The following is an 18,648-nucleotide window of genomic DNA, read 5'->3' on the forward strand; positions in this document are numbered from 1 at the left end:
CCATGTCCACCGCCGCGCCCATCCGCCCCGCCGATCCGCCACCGCGCCATGCCATGCCGCGGCGGCGCTGGCCATTCGTCGCCGCCGCAGCGCTGGTCGCACTGCTGCTGGCGGTATGGTTGCGCCCGCGCCACGCACCGACCAAGGCCACGCCGCCGGTGCCGGTGACCAGCGCGCCGGTGCTGCGCAAGGACGTGCCGATCCGCCAGACCGGGATCGGCACAGTGCTACCGATCGCCTCGGTGACCGTGCACTCGCGCATCGACGGGCAACTGATCGCCGTGGGCTTCAGCGAAGGGCAGGACGTCAAGGCCGGGCAGGTGCTGGCGCGGCTGGATCCGCGCACCTACCAGGCGCAACTGGCCGCGGCCACCGCGCAACTGGCCAAGGACAAGGCGCAGTTGGACAATGCGCAGGCCGACCTGCAGCGCTACCAGCAACTGCTGCAGGACAACGCCACCACCCGCCAGACCCTGGACACGCAGAAGGCGCTGGTGACGCAACTGCACGCCACCCTGCAGAGCGATGCGGCAGCGATCGACAACGCACGGGTGCAACTGGACTTCACCACCATCCGCGCGCCGATCGACGGCCGCGCCGGCGCGCGCCTGGTGGATCCGGGCAACATCGTCCACGCCAGCGATGCCGGCGGCCTGGTGGTGCTGAACCAGATCGACCCGATCGCGGTGCAGTTCACCCTGCCGGAAAGCGCGTTCCAGCAGATCAACCGCGCACTGCAGGCCGCACCGGCCAGCGTGGGCGTGGACGCGGTCGACCACGGCAGCGGACAGGTGCTGGCGCACGGCACGCTGGCCCTGCTCAACAACCAGATCGACACCAGCACCGGCACCATCGCGATGAAGGCGCACTTCGCCAATCCCACGCACACGCTGTGGCCCGGGCAGAGCGTGGATGCGCGCATCACCCTGGGCATGCGCAGCGGTGCGCTGGTGGTGCCGAGCGCGGCCGTGCAGCGCAGCCAGGACGGTGAGTTCGTGTACGTGATCGGCAGCGACGGCAGCGTGCGCGACCAGCCGGTGCAGGTGCTGGACGAGGCCGATGGCGAGACGGTGATCGGCCAGGGCCTGCAGGCCGGCCAGCGGGTGGTGGTGGATGGGCAGTACCGGCTGCATCCCGGGGCGAAGGTGGTGGACGCCAAGCCGGCCAGACACGCCACGCCGGCCACCGCGGGAGCGCACGCGTGAGCGTCTCGGCCGCTTTCATCAAACGCCCGATCGGCACCACGCTGCTGGCGATGGCGCTGCTGTTGCTGGGCCTGGTGGCCTGGCCGCTGCTGCCGGTGGCACCGCTGCCGCAGGTCGACTTCCCCACCATCCAGGTCTCGGCCAACCTGCCCGGTGCCAGCCCGCAGACGATGGCCTCGAACGTGGCGCAGCCGCTGGAGCGGCAGTTGTCGCTGATCCCGGGCCTGAGCCAGATGACCTCGACCAGCGCGCTCGGCTCGACCCAGGTGACGCTGCAGTTCGACCTGGACCGCAACATCGACGCCGCCGCGCTCGACGTACAGACCGCGATCAACGCCGCGTCCGGGCAATTGCCGAGCGCGCTGCCGAGCGCGCCGAGCTTCCGCAAGATCAACCCGGCCGAATCGCCGGCGCTGATCCTGGCGGTGCAATCGCAGGTGCTGCCGCTGACCAAGGTCGACGACTACGCCGACAACGTGCTGGCGCAGCAGATCTCGCGTATCTCCGGCGTCGGCCTCGTGAACCTGTTCGGTGCGCAGAAGCCGGCGGTGCGCGTGCAGGTGGATCCGGCCAAGCTGGCGGCGCTGGGGCTGAGCCTGGAGGACATCCGCTCGGTGATCGCCACCACCACGGTGAACGCGGCCACCGGTTCGATCGACGGCGCGCGACAGGCCTTCACCGTCTCCACCAACGACCAATTGCTGCAGAGCCAGGCCTGGAACGACGCCGTGCTGGCCTGGCGCAACGGCGCACCGATCCGCGTGCGGGACGTCGGCACCGCGGTGGACGCGCCGGAGAACGCCAAGATCGCCGCCTGGGGCTACGCCGGCGCCGCCGCACCGGCCGACAGCGGCATCGTCGATGGCCGCGCGATCATGATCGCCATCACCAAGGAGCCCGGCGCCAACGTCATCGACACGGTGGAACAGGTCAAGGCCGCGCTGCCCAAGCTGATGGCCTCGATCCCGCCCAGCGTCAGCGTCAAGATCCTCGCCGACCGCACGCAGAACATCCGCGCCTCGGTCAAGGACGTGGAGTTCACCCTGCTGCTGTCCATCGTGCTGGTGGTGGCGGTGATCTTCGTGTTCCTGCGCAGCGCGGTGGTGACGTTGATCCCGAGCCTGACCGTGCCACTGGCGATCCTCGGCACCGCCGCGCTGATGTACGTGCTCGGCTACAGCCTGGACAACCTGTCGCTGATGGGCCTGACCATCGCCGTCGGCTTCGTGGTCGACGATGCCATCGTGATGCTGGAGAACATCTACCGGCACATCGAGGACGGCATGGCGCCATTGCAGGCGGCGCTGCAGGGTGCGGCCGAGATCGGCTTCACCCTGGTCTCGATCTCGGTGTCGCTGGTGGCGGTGTTCATCCCGCTGCTGCTGATGGGCGGCATCGTCGGCCGGCTGTTCCGCGAGTTCGCGGTGACGGTGAGCCTGACCATCCTGGTGTCGTTGCTGGTGTCGCTGACCCTGACCCCGATGCTGTGCGCGCGCCTGCTCAAGCCGCACGCCGAGCAGGCGCAGGGACGCCTGGCGCGCGCGTTCGAGCGCGGCTTCGAGGCGATGCTGGCGGCCTACCGGCGCGGCCTGGAGACGGTGCTGCGGCATCCGCGGCTGACCCTGGCCAGCTTCCTGCTGACCGTAGCCACCAGCGTGGCGCTGTTCGTGGTGATGCCCAAGGGCTTCTTCCCGCAGCAGGACACCGGCTTCATCTCCGGCACCGCCGATTCGGCGCAGGATTCGTCCTCGGCGGCGATGCGCACACGCATGCTGCAACTGGCCGACATCATCCGCCGCGATCCGGACGTGCTGTCCTTCGGCATGCAGACCGGCGCCAGCACCTTCAACTCCGGCACCTTCTCGATCGCGCTCAAGCCCAAGGATTCGGGCCGCACCGCCAGCGCCGACCAGGTGATCGCGCGGCTGCGCAAGCGCCTGGCGCACGTGCAGGGCGTGACCCTGTTCATGCAGGCCGGGCAGGACATCAACGTCGGCGGGCGCATGGCCCGCACCCAGTACCAGTACACCCTCACCGACGCCAACCTCGACGAGCTCAACACCTGGGCGCCGAAGTTGCTGAAGGCGTTCCGGGCGCTGCCGCAACTGACCGACGTGGCCTCCGACCAGCAGAACGCCGCGCCGATCGCCAGCCTGACCATCGACCGCCAGCGCGCGGCCAGCTTCGGCATCACCCCGCAGCAAATCGACGCGACGATCAACGACGCCATCGGCCAACGCCAGGTCGCGCAGTACTTCACCCAGCTCAACAGCTACCACGTGGTGCTGGAGGTGACGCCGGCGCTGCAGGGCGATCCGTCGCTGTTCCAGCGGCTGTACCTGACCTCGCCGCTGACCGGCAAGCAGGTGCCGCTGTCCACCTTCGCCACACTCGACACCAGCAAGACCGGCTACCTGTCGGTAAGCCACCAGGGCCAGTTCCCGGCGGTGACCATCTCCTTCAACCTGGCGCCGGGCGCGGCGCTGGGCGATGCGGTGGACGCGATCCAAAAGACGCAGGCGCAACTGCGGGTGCCGGCCACGCTCAGCGGCAGCTTCCAGGGCACGGCGCAGGCGTTCAGCGACTCGCTGCGCACCCAGCCGTACCTGATCCTGGCAGCGCTGGTCGCGGTCTACATCGTGCTCGGCCTGCTCTACGAGAGCTACATCCACCCGCTGACCATCCTCTCCACCCTGCCCTCGGCCGGCGTCGGCGCGCTGCTGATCCTGATGGCCGGCGGCTACGACTTGAGCGTGATCGCGATGATCGGCATCATCCTGCTGATCGGCATCGTCAAGAAAAACGGGATCATGATGGTGGACTTCGCCCTGCATGCCGAGCGCGAGCGCGGGCTGTCCTCGCGCGATGCGATCTTCGAGGCCTGCCTGATGCGCTTCCGGCCGATCATGATGACCACCCTGTGCGCGTTGCTCGGCGGCCTGCCGCTGATGCTCAGCCATGGCGCCGGTTCGGAACTGCGGCGGCCGCTGGGCTATGCCATGGTCGGCGGGCTGCTGCTGTCGCAACTGCTGACCCTGTTCAGCACGCCGATCGTGTACCTGTACCTGGACCGCCTGCACGGCTGGTACCTGCAGCGGCGCCAGGCGCGGCGCGCCCGCATCGCCGCGCCCGAGGCGCTGCAGCCGTGAAGGTGCTGATCGTCGAGGACGAGCGCAAGACCGCCGACTACCTGCAGCAGGGGCTGAGCGAACAGGGCTGCACGGTCGACGTGGCCTACGACGGCATCGACGGCCAGCACCTGGCGCTGCACTACGACTTCGACGTGATCGTGCTCGACGCGATGCTGCCGGGCCTGGACGGCTTCGCCATCCTGCGCTCGCTGCGTTCGGTCAAGACCACCCCGGTGATCATGCTCACCGCGCGCGACAGCGTGGAGGACCGGGTCAAGGGCCTGCGCGAGGGCGCCGACGACTACCTGATCAAGCCGTTCTCCTTCATCGAACTGCTGGCGCGGCTGCAGGTGCTGGCGCGGCGCGGACGCGCCCAGGAAAGCACGCTGCTGCGCGTGGGCGACCTGCAGATCGACATGATCAGCCGCAAGGCCGTGCGCGGGCGGCAGCGGCTGGACCTGACCGCCCAGGAGTTCGCGCTGCTGGCGGCCCTGGCCCGGCACCAGGGCGAGATCCTGTCCAAGACCGCGATCGCCGAGATGGTCTGGGACATGAACTTCGACAGCAACACCAACGTGGTGGAAGTGGCGATCAAGCGCCTGCGCGCCAAGATCGACGTGCCGTTCGACGCCCCGCTGCTGCACACCGTGCGCGGCATGGGCTACGTGCTGGAAGAACGCGAGGACGCGGGCGGGTGAGTGCACCGGCGCGGCCCTCGATCGCGCTGCGCCTGGCCGGCCTGTTCGCGGCCACCGCGCTGCTCGGCTTCGCCCTGATCGGGCTGGTGCTGCATCAGGTGCTGGAGCACGAACTGCGCCGGCATCAGCGCGAGGAACTGCGCTCGCACATGGACGCGGTGCGGTACATGCTGGTCAACAGCCGCTCGCCGGATCTGGCAGCACATGCACGCACCCGCCTGGCCAGCCTCTCCAGCGCACCGGACCTGCGCTTCTGGCTGTGGAGCGCCGATCCGGCGCTCCGCTACGGGCGCGGCGCCGAGGCGATGGCGCAGGCCACACGCGGCCACAGCGGGCTGGTACGCATCGACGATCCGCAGGCACTGGGCATCGCCGATGCGCATCCGCAGGCCTGGCAGGCCATCGGCCAGGCGCTGCCGGCCACGCCGGTGCGCCCGCCGGTGCAACTGATCGCGGCGATGGACAGCGCACCGTTCGCGCTGACCCGGCGCCGTTTCGACATCGCCCTGGCGCTGGTGACGCTGGCCGGCACCGCGCTGGTCGGCGCGCTGGGCTACTGGACCGCCAAGCTCGGCCTGCGCCCGGTGCAACGGCTGTCGGCCGACGCCCAGCGCATCGGTCCGCACGACCGGCGGCGCCTGGACCTGCCGCGGCTGCCGCGCGAACTGGAGGATCTGGGCGCCTCGTTGAACGCCGCGTTCGATCGGCTCGATGCCGCCTACGCGCAGCAGGAAAGCTTCAATGCCGACGTCGCCCACGAACTGCGCACGCCGCTCGCCAGCCTGATCGGCCAGACCCAGGTGGCGCTGACCCGCCATCGCGATGCCGAGCAGTTGCGCCAGGTGCTGCAGTCGAACCTGGAGGAACTGGAGCGGCTGCGCGCGATCGTCGCCGACATGCTGTTCCTGGCCCGCGCCGAACAGGGCCAGCGCGCGCGGCAGTGCGAGGACGCGTCGCTGGCCGAGGAAGTCGGCAAGACTGTGGAGTTCTTCGAGGTGCTGCTGGACGAGGCCGGCCTGCAGGTGGAGATGCGCGGCGACGTGGTGGTGCCGGTCGAGAAGTCGCTGCTGCGGCGCGCGCTGTCCAACCTGCTGCACAACGCCATCCAGCACTCGGCCGGCGCGGCGCCGATCGTGGTGAAGATCGTGCAGCGCGGCGGGGAGGCGCTGATCGCCTTCTCCAATCCCAGCGTGGCGCTGGCGCCGGAACATCTGGAGCGCCTGTTCGACCGCTTCTACCGCGGCGACGCCGCGCGCGCCAACAGCCGCGAAAGCCACGGCCTGGGCCTGGCCATCGTCAAGGCGGTGGCGAGCATGCACGGCGGGCGCGTGTTCGCGCAGCACCGCGACGGCATCACCACGATTGGGTTTTCGGTGGCGCTGGATAGCACCGCGGCCGGTGCACCGGCGCACGCCGCCCTGCGCTGGTAAGCCGCAGCGCCGCGCTCAGGCGGCGAGCGCGCGCGCCTGCAGCGCCGGCAGTTCGTGCGCGGTGACGAAACGGCCCTTGGCATCGCGCTGCAACTGCGCCAGCGCGCAGTCCGGATCGTGGGTGAAGAACAGGCGCACGTCGCGCGCCAGCGCGTCTTCCAGGAACGCGCGCTTCTCGTCGATCAGCAGCTCGGCGTTGCGGTCGTAGCCCATGGTGATCGGCACGTGCACCCAGGAGCGGCCCGGGATCAGGTCGGCGCAGAACGCCACCCCGCCGTGCGCCTGGCCATCCTCGCCGTGGCCGGGGCCGACGATCTCGGCCAGCATCAGCCCCGGCGTGTGGCCGTCGCTGAAACGGAACCGCACCGCCTCGCCGAGCGCGCGCGAATATTCTCCGTCGACCAGCTCCAACCGGCCGCTGGCCTCGAGCAGGCCGGGCAGCTCGGGGATGAAGCTGGCGCGGTCGCGCGGATGCGGGTGCAGCGCACGCTGCCAGTGCGCCGCGCCGACCAGGAACTGCGCGTTGGGGAACAGCAGCTCCGGCGCCGCGCCCTCGCAGTAGGCGGCCAGCAGGCCGCCGGCGTGATCGAAGTGCAGGTGGCTCAGCACCACTACGTCGATGTCGGTATGCGCGAACCCGGCGTCCTGCAGCGAATCCAGCAGCACGTGCCGCGCCTCCTGCACGCCATAGCGCTCGCGCAGCGCCGGCGGGAAGAACGCGCCGATGCCGGTCTCGAACAGCACGGTCTTGCCGGCCAGCGGGCTGGCCAGCAGCGCGCGGCAGGCCAGCGCGATGCGGTTGCCGTCGTCGGGCGTGGCCCACTGCTGCCACATCGCCTTGGGCGCATTGCCGAACATCGCGCCGCCGTCGAGTTTCTGCGAGTTGCCTTGGATGGACCAGAGCTTCATGGCGGGGATTCAGGAGTGGGGATTGGGGATTCGCAAACGCGGGCGTCAGGGTGCCGGCACAGTCTGCAGCACTTCGGCGCTGCCGACTTCGTTGCGCGGGTCGCTGCCGCCGCTGAGCACGTTGCGGCGCTTGTCCCATTCCACGGTCTGCAGGTTGCCCCAGACGTGGCTGGAGCCGTGGCCGTCCTCGGCCGTGTCGCCAGGCAGCTTGAGCGTGTGCCCCATGGCTTCCAGGCCTTTTGCCGTGGCCGCGTCGAAGGTGCCGGTCTCGGCCTCGATCACGTCCGGCAGCCACTGGTGGTGGTAGCGCGGCAGCGCGGCGACCTGCTGCGCCGTGAGGCCGTCGTCGTAGCCGAGGATGCCGAGCAGCACCATGGTGATGATGCGGCTGCCGCCAGGGGTGCCGAGCACGATGGCCTTGTCCGGGTTCTCCATGAAGGTCGGCGACATCGAACTGAGCGGGCGCTTGCCCGGCTTGGGCGCGTTGGCCGCGTAGCCCATCACCCCGAACGCGTTGGGCGTGCCCGGACGCAGCGCGAAATCGTCCATCTCGTTGTTGAGCAGCACGCCGGTGCCCTTGGGGATCAGGCCGGAGCCGTACAGCAGGTTGACCGTCTGGGTGGCGCCGACGCGGTTGCCTTCGCCGTCGATGATCGAGAAATGCGTGGTCTCGTCGTCTTCCAGCGGGGTCGGCTGGCCCGACAACAGGTCGCTGGGCGTAGCCTTCTCCGGGTTGATCGTCGAGCGCAGCCCCACCGCGTAATCCTTGCTGAGCAGGATGCGCTGCGGCACGTGGGTGAAATCCGGGTCGCCCAGGAAGAAGGTGCGGTCGCGGTAGGCGCGGCGCATGGCCTCCACGGTCAGGTGCACGCGATGCACCGGGTCCATGGTCTTGAGGTCGTAGCCCTCCAGGATCTGCAGCATGCTGGCCAGGGCGATGCCGCCGGAGGACGGCGGCGGCGCGGTGGTGATGGTCCAGCCCTTGTAGTCGAAGCGGATCGGCGTGCGTTCCTTGACCGTGTAGCCGGCCAGTTCCTCGGCGGTCCAGCGCCCGCCGGCCTGCTTCACGCCGGCCAGCAGCTTCTTGGCAGTGGCGCCGCGGTAGAAGCCATCGAAGCCCTTGTCGGCCAGCAGCTGCAGCGTGTTGGCCAGTTCCGGCTGCTTGAACACGTCGCCCACGGCGATCGGGCGGCCGTTGCGCAGGTAGACCTCGCGGGTGCCAGGATAGCGCTCCATCACCTTGCGCCGCGACTGGTAACCCTCGGCCATGCGCGCGTAGACGGGGAAGCCGTCGCGGGCGATGCGGATCGCCGGCGCCAGCGACTGCCGCAGCGGCAGCCGGCCGTGCTTGGTCGCCAGTTCCACCAGCGCCGCCGGCAGCCCCGGAATGCCGGCCGACCACGGGCCGTTGATGGAGCGGTCGCGGTCCAGCTCGCCCTTGGCGTCCAGGAACGCGGCCGGCGTCGCCGATTCCGGCGCGGTTTCGCGCGCGTCCAGCATCACGTCCTTGCCGGTCTTGGCGTCGTGCAGCAGGAAGAACCCGCCGCCGCCGAGACCGGAGCTGATCGGTTCGACCACCGACAGCGTCGAGGACACCGCTACCGCGGCGTCGAAGGCATTGCCGCCCTCGCGCAGGACCTGCAGGCCGGCCTCGGTGGCCAGGCGGTGGCCGCTGGCGATCGCGGCACCGGGCGGGTGCGCGGCCGGGACGGTGGCGGTCGCCTCGGCGACCGGCGCCTCGGCCCACGCCGACGGCGTCAGGACCAGGGCGAGCAGCAGGACACGGCGGACGAGGCTTCTCATGCGGCGGGGGGCTCCTGTGGGTACAACTCGGGGTGGTCGCGCTGCAGGCGCTGCAGCTTGGCCAGCAACTGCGCGTGGGTCTCCGGGATGGCCGGGTCCGGGTCGATGCATTCCACCGGGCACACCACCACGCACTGCGGCTCGTCGAAATGGCCGACGCATTCGGTGCAGCGGGCCGGGTCGATCACGTAGATCGTCTCGCCCATGGCGATGGCCTGGTTCGGGCAGGCCGGCTCGCAGACGTCGCAGTTGACGCAGAGCTCGTTGATCTTGAGGGACATGTGGCGCAATTCGGCACTGACCCGGGCAGTTTACCGGATCGGGGCGGGACGGCCCTGCGAAGGCGGCGCCGGGGTGCGGAACGCTGTATCGCCACCATGCCGGAAGCCGCGGAGCGCATGGCGCGTGGCGATTGACGACAGCATTGGCCGCGCCTAGAGTCGCTGCGTCGAAAATGGCTGGCCTGGTCTCGGTAGGCCCCGGCCCTTCTCCGCGCTGGCGGAGAGGCTCTGTTCGCGCCGTACCGCGCGATTCCCCGACAGTCCCCGTGTCCATCGTCTCGGGGTCTGTCCGTGGGCGCCTTCGACCGGGCTTGCTGCGGCGGATCCCTCCAGCAGGAGCCAACGCATGTCCCCGATTCCCTTTTCCGGCCCCCTCCTCGTCTATCTGGGCAACGGCGTGCAGGGCGCCGCCGTGGTCCGCGCCGCACGTCGGCACGGCCTCGCCGTCCGCGCCCTGGTTCGCGCAGGCGCCGCCACCGCGGCGCTGCGCGCGCTGGGCGCGGAGGTAGTCGAAGCCGACCTGGACGATCCTGCCGCAGTGCTCGCGGCCAGCCGCGGCGCCGCCCACGCGGTCCTGCAGTTTCCCGCCGGCCCCGGCGAGACGACGCTGGCGCGGGCCAGACATGCGCTGGCCGCCGCGCGCGCGGCGCGACTGACCTCATTCGTGCTGAAACTGAGCAGCGCGCCGCTGCCGGCGCCGTGCTCGGAACCCAGCCTGCGTACCAATGCCGAGCTCGCAGCACTGGCGCGCAGCGCCGGCCTGCCCGGCGCGGTCCTGTGGCCGACGCTGTACCTGGACAACCTGCTGAAGCCCTCGGCGCGCGCCGACATCGTCGCGCATGGCATGTTCGCGCCGCCGATCGCCGCCACGCAACGCATCGCCTGGACCTCGGCCGATGCTTGCGCCGAGGCTGCGCTGGCGCTGCTGCGACAGGGCGTGGACGGCGGCAGCTACCGGATTGCCGGCACCGAGAGCCTGACCGGCCCGGAACTGGTGCAGCGGCTCACCGCCGGACTCGGCCGCGCGGTGCGCTATCGCGCGCAGCCGCTGGACGCGTTCGAGCGCGAGGTGGATGAGGCGCTAGGCGCCGGCCACGGCCGCGTGGTGGCGTCGAAGTTCCGCTTCTTCGCCGCGTCCCCGCAGCAGGCCGATGCGCTGCTAGCCGCGCCACTGCAGGCGCAGCCCGGACTTGGGGATTTTCAACCCGGTTCGATCGATGCCTGGATCGCGGCGCATCGGCAGGCATTCCTGGCACCTTCATCGGCACCGGTCGGCCAGCCCGCCGGCTAGTCCAGCGGCGGTGGCAATCGCACGCGGCTGTGGCGAATCAGCAAGGTCCTGGCGCGGAACGGCGCGAGCTTGGTCAGCAGCAGCGCGCGCTCTTCACGATGGTAGTCGCGGCTCCAGGCCAGCATCTGCGGCAACCGCGCCAGGGTCGGCCGGTAGGCGGCGGCCTCCAGGCCAAGCCACTGTCGGCCCAGCCGCAGCACGATCTGCAGGGTGGTGCGCCAGGATGGCGCATCGATCACCACGATGTGGTCTGCGCGTGCGAGCGCCAGGTCGGCCCATTTGAACTGCACGCCTTCGACGATCCAACACTCGCCGTCGACGATGTGCTGCAGCAGCGGCAGTTTCTCCTCGAGCGGGCGACGGATATCCCCCTCGGGACGTCGCACCCAGTGCAGGTCGTCCAGCGCGTGGCAGGCAATGCCGTGGCGGCAGCCGAGCCGGCGCGCCAGTGTGGTCTTGCCGGCGCCGGTGGGGCCGGTGATGAAGATCCGCATCGCCTGTGCCCTGCCTGGAACTGCGGAACTGCGCGACGGCATCCGGCACGTCGGCGCGACGCAACCGCCCGTTGCGGGCGGCGCGGGATGGCGGAACCGGCGCGCATCGGCGCGCCGGCCCGCGCGGGGCTTACTTGGCTTCGACGAAGATGTAGTCGGCGCCGGTCGGCTTGACCACGGCTTCGACGCGGGCGTTGTCGGCCGGGGCGCCGATGTAGACCACGCGCACGCCCTTCATGCTGTTGGCCTCGACCTTGGCGAACGCGGCGGCGATCAGGTCGGCCATCTTGGCCGAAGCCGAGGAACCGAACGCCAGCATGTTGCCCGGCTGGATGCCGCGGCCGATGGCGGTGGTGGCGCTTTCGACCTGGCGCTCGTACTTGGCCTGGAACTCCGGATCCGATTCCGGCGGCAGGTAGTACAGGAACGGGCTGTTGGTGACGTTGCCCATGTTCTGGATCGCCACTTCCTGCAGGTACTTCTTCCAGCCGGCATCGTCGTCCTTGGCCGGGGCGGTCAGCGCGGGCTGCGCGTCGGCGGCCGGCTTGGCGGCCTCTTCCTTCTTGCAGGCGGTGAAACCCAGGGCCAGCGAAGCGATCAGCAACGCGCGTGCGGTGGTGTTCATGGAACGGCTCCCTCTGTGTCGTCAGTGAATGGTGGTCGGCTCAGCGCTGCGCGGCGGCCTGGCGGGCCTGAACCAGCGCCTGCACCACCGACGGCGGCACGAAGCCGGAGACGTCCCCGCCCAGGCGCGCGATCTCGCGCACCAACGAGGACGAAATGAAGCTGTGTTGCTCGGCCGGGGTGAGGAACAGCGTCTCCACCTCCGGGATCAGATGCCGGTTCATGCTCGCCATCTGGAACTCGTATTCGAAGTCCGACACCGCGCGCAGGCCGCGCAGCAGCACGCCGCCGCCGACCGAGCGCACGAAATGCGCCAGCAGGGTGTCGAAGCCCAGCACTTCCACGTTGCGGTGCCCGGCCAGCGCTTCGCGGGCCAGCGACACGCGCAGCTCCAGCGGCAGGGTCGGCCCCTTGGACGGGCTCTGCGCCACGCCCACGATCACCTGCTCGAACAGCGGTGCGGCACGGTTGACCAGATCGATATGGCCGTTGGTGATCGGATCGAAGGTGCCGGGATAGACGGCGATGCGGCTATGGGCCACGGTCATGCGTCGGGTACCGCGTGAAGGTCGCCGGGAAGTGTAGCAGCGGTGCGCCGGTACAGGGCAGCGCGCACCTCGCGGCTGCCGCCCTCGCGGTACAACGCCCAGGGCGCTGGCGGCGCCGGCCCCTGCCCGGCCGGCGACTCCAGGTACAGCCAGGCGTCGGCCGCCAGCCGCGCCGGCAGGCGTTGCAGCACCGCGTCCCACAACCCGGCGGCGAACGGCGGGTCGACGAAGGCGATGTCCGCCAGGGCCTCGGCCGGCGCCTCGGCCAGCCAGCGCAGCGCATCGCCCTGCACCACCTGCACCTGGTCCTGCGCCTGCAGCCGCGCGACCGTGGCGCGCAACTGCGCCGCCTGGCCCGGATCGCGTTCGACCAGCACCACAGCGGCCGCGCCGCGTGACACCGCCTCCAGCCCCAGCGCGCCGCTGCCGGCGAACAGGTCCAGCACGCGCGCCCCGGGCAGGACCGGCTGCAGCCAGTTGAAGAGGGTCTCGCGGACCCGGTCGGAAGTCGGGCGCAGCCCGGTCAGGTCCGGCACCGGCAGCCGCGTGTTGCGCCAGCGCCCACCGATGATCCGCACCTGACCGCCGCCGGGACGGCTCATCGGCGGCCTCGCAGGTGCCGGGACAGGCGGAACGGGGAACGCAGGAACGGCATGGGCGGCGGGCAGCGGGCGGCGCGGAAACGGGGTCCGGATCATAGACCAGCACGGTGTCGCGCGTATGCGCAGCCCAGCGCTTGAAGCCGGCCGCAGCCGCCACCATGTCCGCCGGCAGAGCCGTGCCCTCCTCCGCCCGGCCGCCCATCCTTCATGGAGCACCTACCGATGAGCGTGGAAACCCAAAAAGAAACCCTGGGCTTTCAGACCGAGGTCAAGCAGCTGCTGCAGCTGATGATCCATTCGTTGTATTCCAACAAGGAGATCTTCCTGCGCGAGCTGATCTCCAATGCCTCCGACGCCGCCGACAAGCTGCGCTTCGAGGCGCTCGTCAAGCCGGAGCTGCTGGACGGCGATGCGCAACTGCGCATCCGCATCGGCTTCGACAAGGAGGCCGGCACCGTCACCATCGACGACAACGGCATCGGCATGAGCCGCGAGGAGATCGTGGCGCACCTGGGCACCATCGCCAAGTCCGGCACCTCCGAGTTCCTCAAGCACCTGTCCGGCGACCAGAAGAAGGACTCGCACCTGATCGGCCAGTTCGGCGTGGGCTTCTACAGCGCCTTCATCGTCGCCGACCAGGTCGACGTGTACAGCCGCCGCGCCGGGCTGCCGGCCAGCGAAGGCGTGCACTGGTCCTCGCGCGGCGAAGGCGAGTTCGAGGTCGCCACCATCGAGAAGGCCGAGCGCGGCACCCGCATCGTGCTGCACCTGAAGGACGACGAGAAGGACTTCGCCGACGGCTGGAAGCTGCGCGGCATCGTGCGCAAGTATTCCGATCACATCGCCCTGCCGATTGAGTTTCACAAGGAACACTACGGCGAGGACAAGGACAAGCCCGAAACCCCGGAATGGGAAACCGTCAACCGCGCCAGCGCGCTGTGGACACGGCCGCGCACCGAGATCAAGGACGAGGAATACCAGGAGCTGTACAAGCACATCGCCCACGACCACGAGAACCCGGTGGCGTGGAGCCACAACAAGGTCGAGGGCAAGCTGGAGTACACCTCGCTGCTGTACGTGCCCGGCCGCGCGCCGTTCGACCTGTACCAGCGCGACGCCTCGCGCGGGCTCAAGCTGTACGTGCAGCGCGTCTTCATCATGGACCAGGCCGAGCAGTTCCTGCCGCTGTATCTGCGCTTCATCAAGGGCATCGTCGATTCCAGCGACCTGCCGCTGAACGTCTCGCGCGAAATCCTGCAGTCCGGCCCGGTGATCGACTCGATGAAGTCGGCACTGACCAAGCGCGCGCTGGATATGCTGGAGAAGCTGGCCAAGGACGACGCCGAGCGCTACCAGGGCGTGTGGAAGAACTTCGGCCAGGTGCTGAAGGAAGGCCCGGCCGAGGACTTCGGCAACCGCGAGAAGATCGCCGGGCTGCTGCGCTTCGCCTCCACCCACGGCAGCGACGGCACGCAGAACGTCTCGCTGGCCGACTACGTGGCGCGGATGCAGGAAGGCCAGGACAAGCTGTACTACCTGACCGGCGAGAGCTACGCGCAGATCAAGGACAGCCCGCACCTGGAAGTGTTCCGCAAGAAGGGCATCGAAGTGCTGCTGCTCACCGACCGCATCGACGAGTGGCTGATGAGCTACCTCACCGAGTTCGACGGCAAGTCCTTCGTCGACGTGGCGCGCGGCGACCTGGACCTGGGCAAGCTCGACAGCGAAGAAGAGAAGCAGGCCAAGGAAGAAGCCGCCAAGGCCAAGCAGGGCCTGGTCGAGCGCATCCAGAACGTGCTGAAGGACGACGTCTCCGAAGTGCGCGTCTCGCACCGCCTGACCGACTCGCCGGCGATCCTGGCCATCGGCCAGGGCGACCTGGGCCTGCAGATGCGGCAGATCCTCGAAGCCAGCGGCCAGAAGCTGCCTGAGAGCAAGCCGGTGTTCGAGTTCAACCCCGCGCACCCGCTGATCGAGAAGCTGGACGCGGAAGCCGACGGCGAGCGCTTCGGCGACCTGGCCAAGGTGCTGTTCGATCAGGCGGCGTTGGCGGCGGGCGACAGCCTGAAGGATCCGGCGGCGTATGTGCGTCGGCTCAACAAGTTGTTGTTGGAGTTGTCGGTGTAAGCCTTGATTGCGACGTGTGTAGAGAACGAAGCCGGCGACTCGCCGGCTTCGCTTTTTCTGGATCGTGCGTAAGCGAACGGCAACCGCGAGGCAGATTCGCCGGGAGAACACCTCGCCGGCAAAACACTTCCAGCATGGGTTTTGCAGCCACCGCCCGCATAAACCGGTGGGCACGCTCCCGCCGACGCAAAGGCTTGCCATACAAGATGATGCGAGGCTCTTGAGAGACGGCCACTTAAGAAGCTACTTCGAGCCTTTCGCACCTGACAGAGATTCAAGTAAATTCTCAAAATCAGGCTCGACAACCGCATTGGTCAAATATTTATTACCCTCGAAGTCAACAAGCAGCTGCGCCTCCGGGGATCCAACACGATATACGTCAGACCCAATTTTCTCGAACACACCATCCAGATCGACAACGAGAGGGCACTTTTTTGAATCACCGGTGTTGAATTCACTGGCGGACTCCAAGAACACCGTATACGTCTGACCCATCTCCAGTTGAACACTCGAGCAGAATTTATCATATCCTACCGAGGAGACCCCAGGCGACTTCAATGTCGACATAGTCTCCCGCTCAAGTGATACCACATATATTGGATTGCAATACCCCGCCTCAGGACACGACCCATTAATTCCCACGACTTTTCCAGCGATCACGGCCGTCGATGTGTCGAACAGCTTCTGTATTGATCTATTTGAAGGAGATGACCCATGCGCCAGAAAAGGAAAAATCATCAAGCCAAAAGCCAGCATTAGCGCACTTCTCACACCCACCCCTCCTTGCCATTATCCAAAAATTCCCGCCACATTCGACCACCCAAAGACACCACAGCCTAACGACTTGCAATCTAAATCAAATCTTTTTCCATTGATTTCAACAAAAGTCCGCAGACCAACAAGAAAGCGAGGCCTATGGCGGCCACAGCGTTCATCAGAAAAAGGTCAAGCCAACTCAAAAACACTACATGCCCATGCTGATTATATTCGTAGATCTTGCCGATCGAATAATTCGCAACACCAGGACTTTCGGAAATTAAAATTCACGAAATGTAGGGCCTGACAACAAAAATCATGGTCATCCCGACAAGAAAACTCGGGATTACGAAAAATCTTGCAACCTTCGTCTTCATCGATCACCAGGCCATGAATTGCGTATCGGCGCGCATTGAAATCTCCGCACTGCCCGCTCAGACAAAATCCTTGCAAGACCCTATGATGACCCTCTCGAATTATCGAGTGAGCTCAGGGATGGATGTCAAGGAATTTCAGGCGCCAGATGAGTGGCCTCGCCTACGCGAAACGTTCAACGTCCTGATCAGGTCAACTGCGCCATCCTGAGTGATCAGTCGTTTCGTGGGTTCGGATGTGAGACAGGGTAGGCACGGCAATGCTCGGTGCGCAGATGGGGCCTCCAGGTGGCGTGGCGCTCCCAGGCTTCTCACGAAGCGCCGTGAGCGCGAGAATCCATGACATTTCCGGACCGTCCTCTTCGATGAACCCCAGCGACACCATCCCCCTGTCCCTGGACCAGGCCACCACCCTGGTCGAACGCATCCTGACCCACGCCGGCTTCAGCCCGGCGCACGTGCAGGCGCTCACCCACACCATCGTCGCCGGCGAACGCGACGGCTGCGCCTCTCACGGGTTGTACCGGACGCTCGGCTGCGTGGCGACGCTGCGCAACGGCAAGGTGGTGGGCGATGCCGAGCCTGTCGTGCACGACCATGCGCCCGGCATCGTGCGGGTCGATGCACGCGGTGGATTCTCGCTGCTGGCGTTCGAGCGTGGGCTGCCGCTTTTGATCGAGAAGACCCATGCCAATGGCCTGGCGGCGCTGGCGATCAACCATTGCGTGCATTTCTCTGCGCTGTGGCCGGAAGTCGAACGCATCACCGAGGCCGGGCTGGTCGCGCTGATCTGCAATCCCAGCCACGCCTGGGTCACGCCGGCCGGCGGGCGCACGCCGCTGCTGGGCACCAACCCGCTGGCGTTCGGCTGGCCACGCGTCGACGCGCCGCCGTTCGTGTTCGACTTCGCCACCAGCGCGGTGGCGCGTGGCGAGATCGAGCTGCGCCGCCGCGCCGGCCAGCCGATTCCCGAAGGCTGGGGCGTGGACGCGGCGGGCGCGCCGACCACCGATCCGGCCGCGGTCGCCGACGGCGGCGCGATGCTGACCTTCGGCGGCCATAAGGGCTCGGCGCTATCCGCGATGATCGAACTGATCGCCGGGCCCTTGATCGGCGACCTGACCAGCGCCGAATCGCTGGCCCACGACGCCGGTGCCGGCGCAGCGCCCTACCACGGCGAACTGATTCTGGCGCTGGATCCGGCGCGGTTCCTGGGCGCCGAGCGGGTCACGCACATGGCACGCGCCGAGGCGTTCTTCGCCGCCTACCAGGACACCGGTGCGCGGCTGCCCTCGCAACGCCGCTATGAGGCGCGAGCACGCAGCCTCCACGAGGGTGTGCGGATTCCGCGCGATCTGCATCGGGACCTACTGACGTTGCTGGAGTAAACCGGCGCGGCTACGGCATGGGCGCGCCAGACATCGCTTGCGCTCAGTGCCGCGCAGGCGACCAGGCAGCGCGCCAATCGATCCGGAAGCCCTGGCCATCCAGCGCCAACGGCAACCAGACATAGCGCCCATCGATGGGATTGCCGGGATTCCAGCGGTCGCCAAGATAGATGAAATGCCCTGGCCGTCCCGGCCAAGGCAGCACATAGGCGCTCTGGCTGTGGAAGGTCAGCGCCGCGTCCTCGCCAAGGGCCGGATTGCCGAACTCGGTCCACGGTCCGGTCGGCGACGGCGCGGTGGCGCCATGCGCCGTATTGGGCTTCCAGCCGGTGCATTCGGAACCGAGGAAGTAGTAGCGCCCTGCATGCTTGAACACCGCCGGCGCCTCCAGCCAGCGCTCGACGAAAATGCGCGCGAATGCCGGCTCGGTGTCCAGGTAATCCGGACGCAAGCGGGTGACATGCATCGTCGCGTTGCCTTCGGAGCTGTAGAACAGGTAAGCGCTGCCGTCGTCGTCCTGGAACAGGGTCATGTCGCGCGACTCCTGGCCATTGGGCCGGAACGAACGCAGGTAGCGGTACGGCCCGTCCACCCGCTCGGCCATCGCGCCCCCCACCCGTGCATCCTTGTAGCCCTGCCCTGGCCGCTCCAGGTGGAACCACATCACGTAGCGGCCGGTGGCTGCGTTGTACAGCACCTTCGGACGCTCGATCACGGCCCCCTTGGCGATATCGGACTGCCGGTCATCGGCCACCTGCAGCGCGATGCCGCGGTTGTCCCAATGCAACAGGTCGCGCGACCGATACACCGACACGCCCACCTGGGCGGTATTGCCGCCCGCGCCGGCGGTCTTGTATTCGCCGAACCAGTAGTAGGCGCCGTCGCGGTCGCGCAGCACGCCGGCGCCATGGGCGTTGATGGCAACGCCCTGGCGATCGCTCCACACCGCCCCGGGGCGGATCTGCCCGGCACCGGCAGCCGCCATGC

General features: G+C 68.2%; 16 protein-coding genes. 7 read left to right on the forward strand and 9 right to left on the reverse strand.

Going from position 1 to position 18,648, the window contains the following annotated elements; genetic code table 11:
• The first annotated feature begins 2 nt into the window (after positions 1 to 2).
• Genes AC1G9L_RS14245 through AC1G9L_RS14260 form a run of 4 tightly spaced genes read left to right on the forward strand, consistent with a single transcriptional unit; the run spans position 3 to position 6,464 of the window.
• Positions 3 to 1,205, forward strand: coding sequence for an efflux RND transporter periplasmic adaptor subunit (locus AC1G9L_RS14245; protein ID WP_481069356.1), 1,203 nt, complete (start codon positions 3 to 5; stop codon positions 1,203 to 1,205).
• The gene (locus tag AC1G9L_RS14250) at positions 1,202 to 4,354 is read left to right on the forward strand and encodes an efflux RND transporter permease subunit (protein WP_019799563.1); all 3,153 of its coding nucleotides are present in this window, start codon (positions 1,202 to 1,204) and stop codon (positions 4,352 to 4,354) included. The genes AC1G9L_RS14245 and AC1G9L_RS14250 overlap by 4 nt, the downstream gene beginning before the upstream one ends.
• A complete protein-coding gene (locus AC1G9L_RS14255) occupies positions 4,351 to 5,034 on the forward strand; it encodes a heavy metal response regulator transcription factor (RefSeq protein ID WP_019799564.1) in 684 nt (227 codons plus the stop codon). The genes AC1G9L_RS14250 and AC1G9L_RS14255 overlap by 4 nt, the downstream gene beginning before the upstream one ends.
• Entirely contained in the window at positions 5,031 to 6,464 is a 1,434-nt protein-coding gene (locus tag AC1G9L_RS14260; RefSeq protein WP_481069357.1) for a heavy metal sensor histidine kinase, read from the forward strand. The genes AC1G9L_RS14255 and AC1G9L_RS14260 overlap by 4 nt, the downstream gene beginning before the upstream one ends.
• Positions 6,465 to 6,479: 15 nt before the next feature.
• Here AC1G9L_RS14260 and AC1G9L_RS14265 read toward each other — a convergent pair whose 3' ends face one another.
• From AC1G9L_RS14265 to AC1G9L_RS14275, 3 genes are read right to left on the reverse strand one after another with little or no spacing between them, the layout of a single operon-like run.
• Positions 6,480 to 7,373, reverse strand: coding sequence for an MBL fold metallo-hydrolase (locus AC1G9L_RS14265; protein ID WP_019802469.1), 894 nt, complete (start codon positions 7,371 to 7,373; stop codon positions 6,480 to 6,482).
• Positions 7,374 to 7,418: 45 nt separating this feature from the next.
• Positions 7,419 to 9,176: a gamma-glutamyltransferase gene (ggt, locus tag AC1G9L_RS14270; RefSeq protein ID WP_481069358.1), complete on the reverse strand. Its 1,758-nt coding sequence runs from the start codon at positions 9,174 to 9,176 to the stop codon at positions 7,419 to 7,421.
• Complete coding sequence (locus tag AC1G9L_RS14275) at positions 9,173 to 9,457, reverse strand: YfhL family 4Fe-4S dicluster ferredoxin (RefSeq protein ID WP_017908325.1); 285 nt, start codon at positions 9,455 to 9,457, stop codon at positions 9,173 to 9,175. The genes ggt and AC1G9L_RS14275 overlap by 4 nt, the downstream gene beginning before the upstream one ends.
• Before the next feature lie 346 nt (positions 9,458 to 9,803).
• Between AC1G9L_RS14275 and AC1G9L_RS14280 the strand changes: the two genes are divergently transcribed.
• On the forward strand, positions 9,804 to 10,748 hold the full coding sequence (locus AC1G9L_RS14280) for an SDR family oxidoreductase (RefSeq protein ID WP_481069359.1): 945 nt from the start codon (positions 9,804 to 9,806) through the stop codon (positions 10,746 to 10,748).
• Here the strand turns inward: AC1G9L_RS14280 and AC1G9L_RS14285 are convergent.
• From AC1G9L_RS14285 to rsmD, 4 genes are all read right to left on the reverse strand, one after another.
• A complete protein-coding gene (locus AC1G9L_RS14285) occupies positions 10,745 to 11,242 on the reverse strand; it encodes a hypothetical protein (protein ID WP_019801823.1) in 498 nt (165 codons plus the stop codon). The genes AC1G9L_RS14280 and AC1G9L_RS14285 overlap by 4 nt on opposite strands.
• A 130-nt stretch (positions 11,243 to 11,372) precedes the next feature.
• The gene (locus AC1G9L_RS14290) at positions 11,373 to 11,867 is read right to left on the reverse strand and encodes a hypothetical protein (RefSeq protein ID WP_010342035.1); all 495 of its coding nucleotides are present in this window, start codon (positions 11,865 to 11,867) and stop codon (positions 11,373 to 11,375) included.
• Positions 11,868 to 11,907: 40 nt separating this feature from the next.
• Positions 11,908 to 12,414, reverse strand: coding sequence for a pantetheine-phosphate adenylyltransferase (gene coaD / locus AC1G9L_RS14295; protein ID WP_019801822.1), 507 nt, complete (start codon positions 12,412 to 12,414; stop codon positions 11,908 to 11,910).
• Positions 12,411 to 13,016 (reverse strand): 16S rRNA (guanine(966)-N(2))-methyltransferase RsmD, encoded by a 606-nt coding sequence (gene rsmD / locus AC1G9L_RS14300; protein ID WP_481069360.1) that lies wholly within the window; start codon positions 13,014 to 13,016, stop codon positions 12,411 to 12,413. Before rsmD ends, coaD begins: the two co-directional genes overlap by 4 nt.
• Before the next feature lie 222 nt (positions 13,017 to 13,238).
• Here rsmD and htpG point away from each other — a divergent pair, with 222 nt between their 5' ends.
• On the forward strand, positions 13,239 to 15,143 hold the full coding sequence (htpG, locus tag AC1G9L_RS14305) for a molecular chaperone HtpG (protein WP_019799692.1): 1,905 nt from the start codon (positions 13,239 to 13,241) through the stop codon (positions 15,141 to 15,143).
• A gap of 243 nt (positions 15,144 to 15,386) precedes the next feature.
• Here the strand turns inward: htpG and AC1G9L_RS14310 are convergent, their stop codons facing one another.
• Positions 15,387 to 15,899: a hypothetical protein gene (locus AC1G9L_RS14310; RefSeq protein WP_481069361.1), complete on the reverse strand. Its 513-nt coding sequence runs from the start codon at positions 15,897 to 15,899 to the stop codon at positions 15,387 to 15,389.
• Positions 15,900 to 16,638: 739 nt separating this feature from the next.
• On the opposite strand from AC1G9L_RS14310, the gene AC1G9L_RS14315 reads away from it, so the two are divergent.
• Positions 16,639 to 17,661 (forward strand): Ldh family oxidoreductase, encoded by a 1,023-nt coding sequence (locus tag AC1G9L_RS14315; RefSeq protein ID WP_481069362.1) that lies wholly within the window; start codon positions 16,639 to 16,641, stop codon positions 17,659 to 17,661.
• Between the two features lie 43 nt (positions 17,662 to 17,704).
• On the opposite strand, the gene AC1G9L_RS14320 is transcribed toward AC1G9L_RS14315, so the two are convergent.
• A complete protein-coding gene (locus tag AC1G9L_RS14320) occupies positions 17,705 to 18,646 on the reverse strand; it encodes a glycoside hydrolase family 43 protein (RefSeq protein WP_481069363.1) in 942 nt (313 codons plus the stop codon).
• Positions 18,647 to 18,648 lie beyond the last annotated feature (2 nt).

The organism is Xanthomonas sp. NCPPB 1132 (assembly GCF_056629235.1).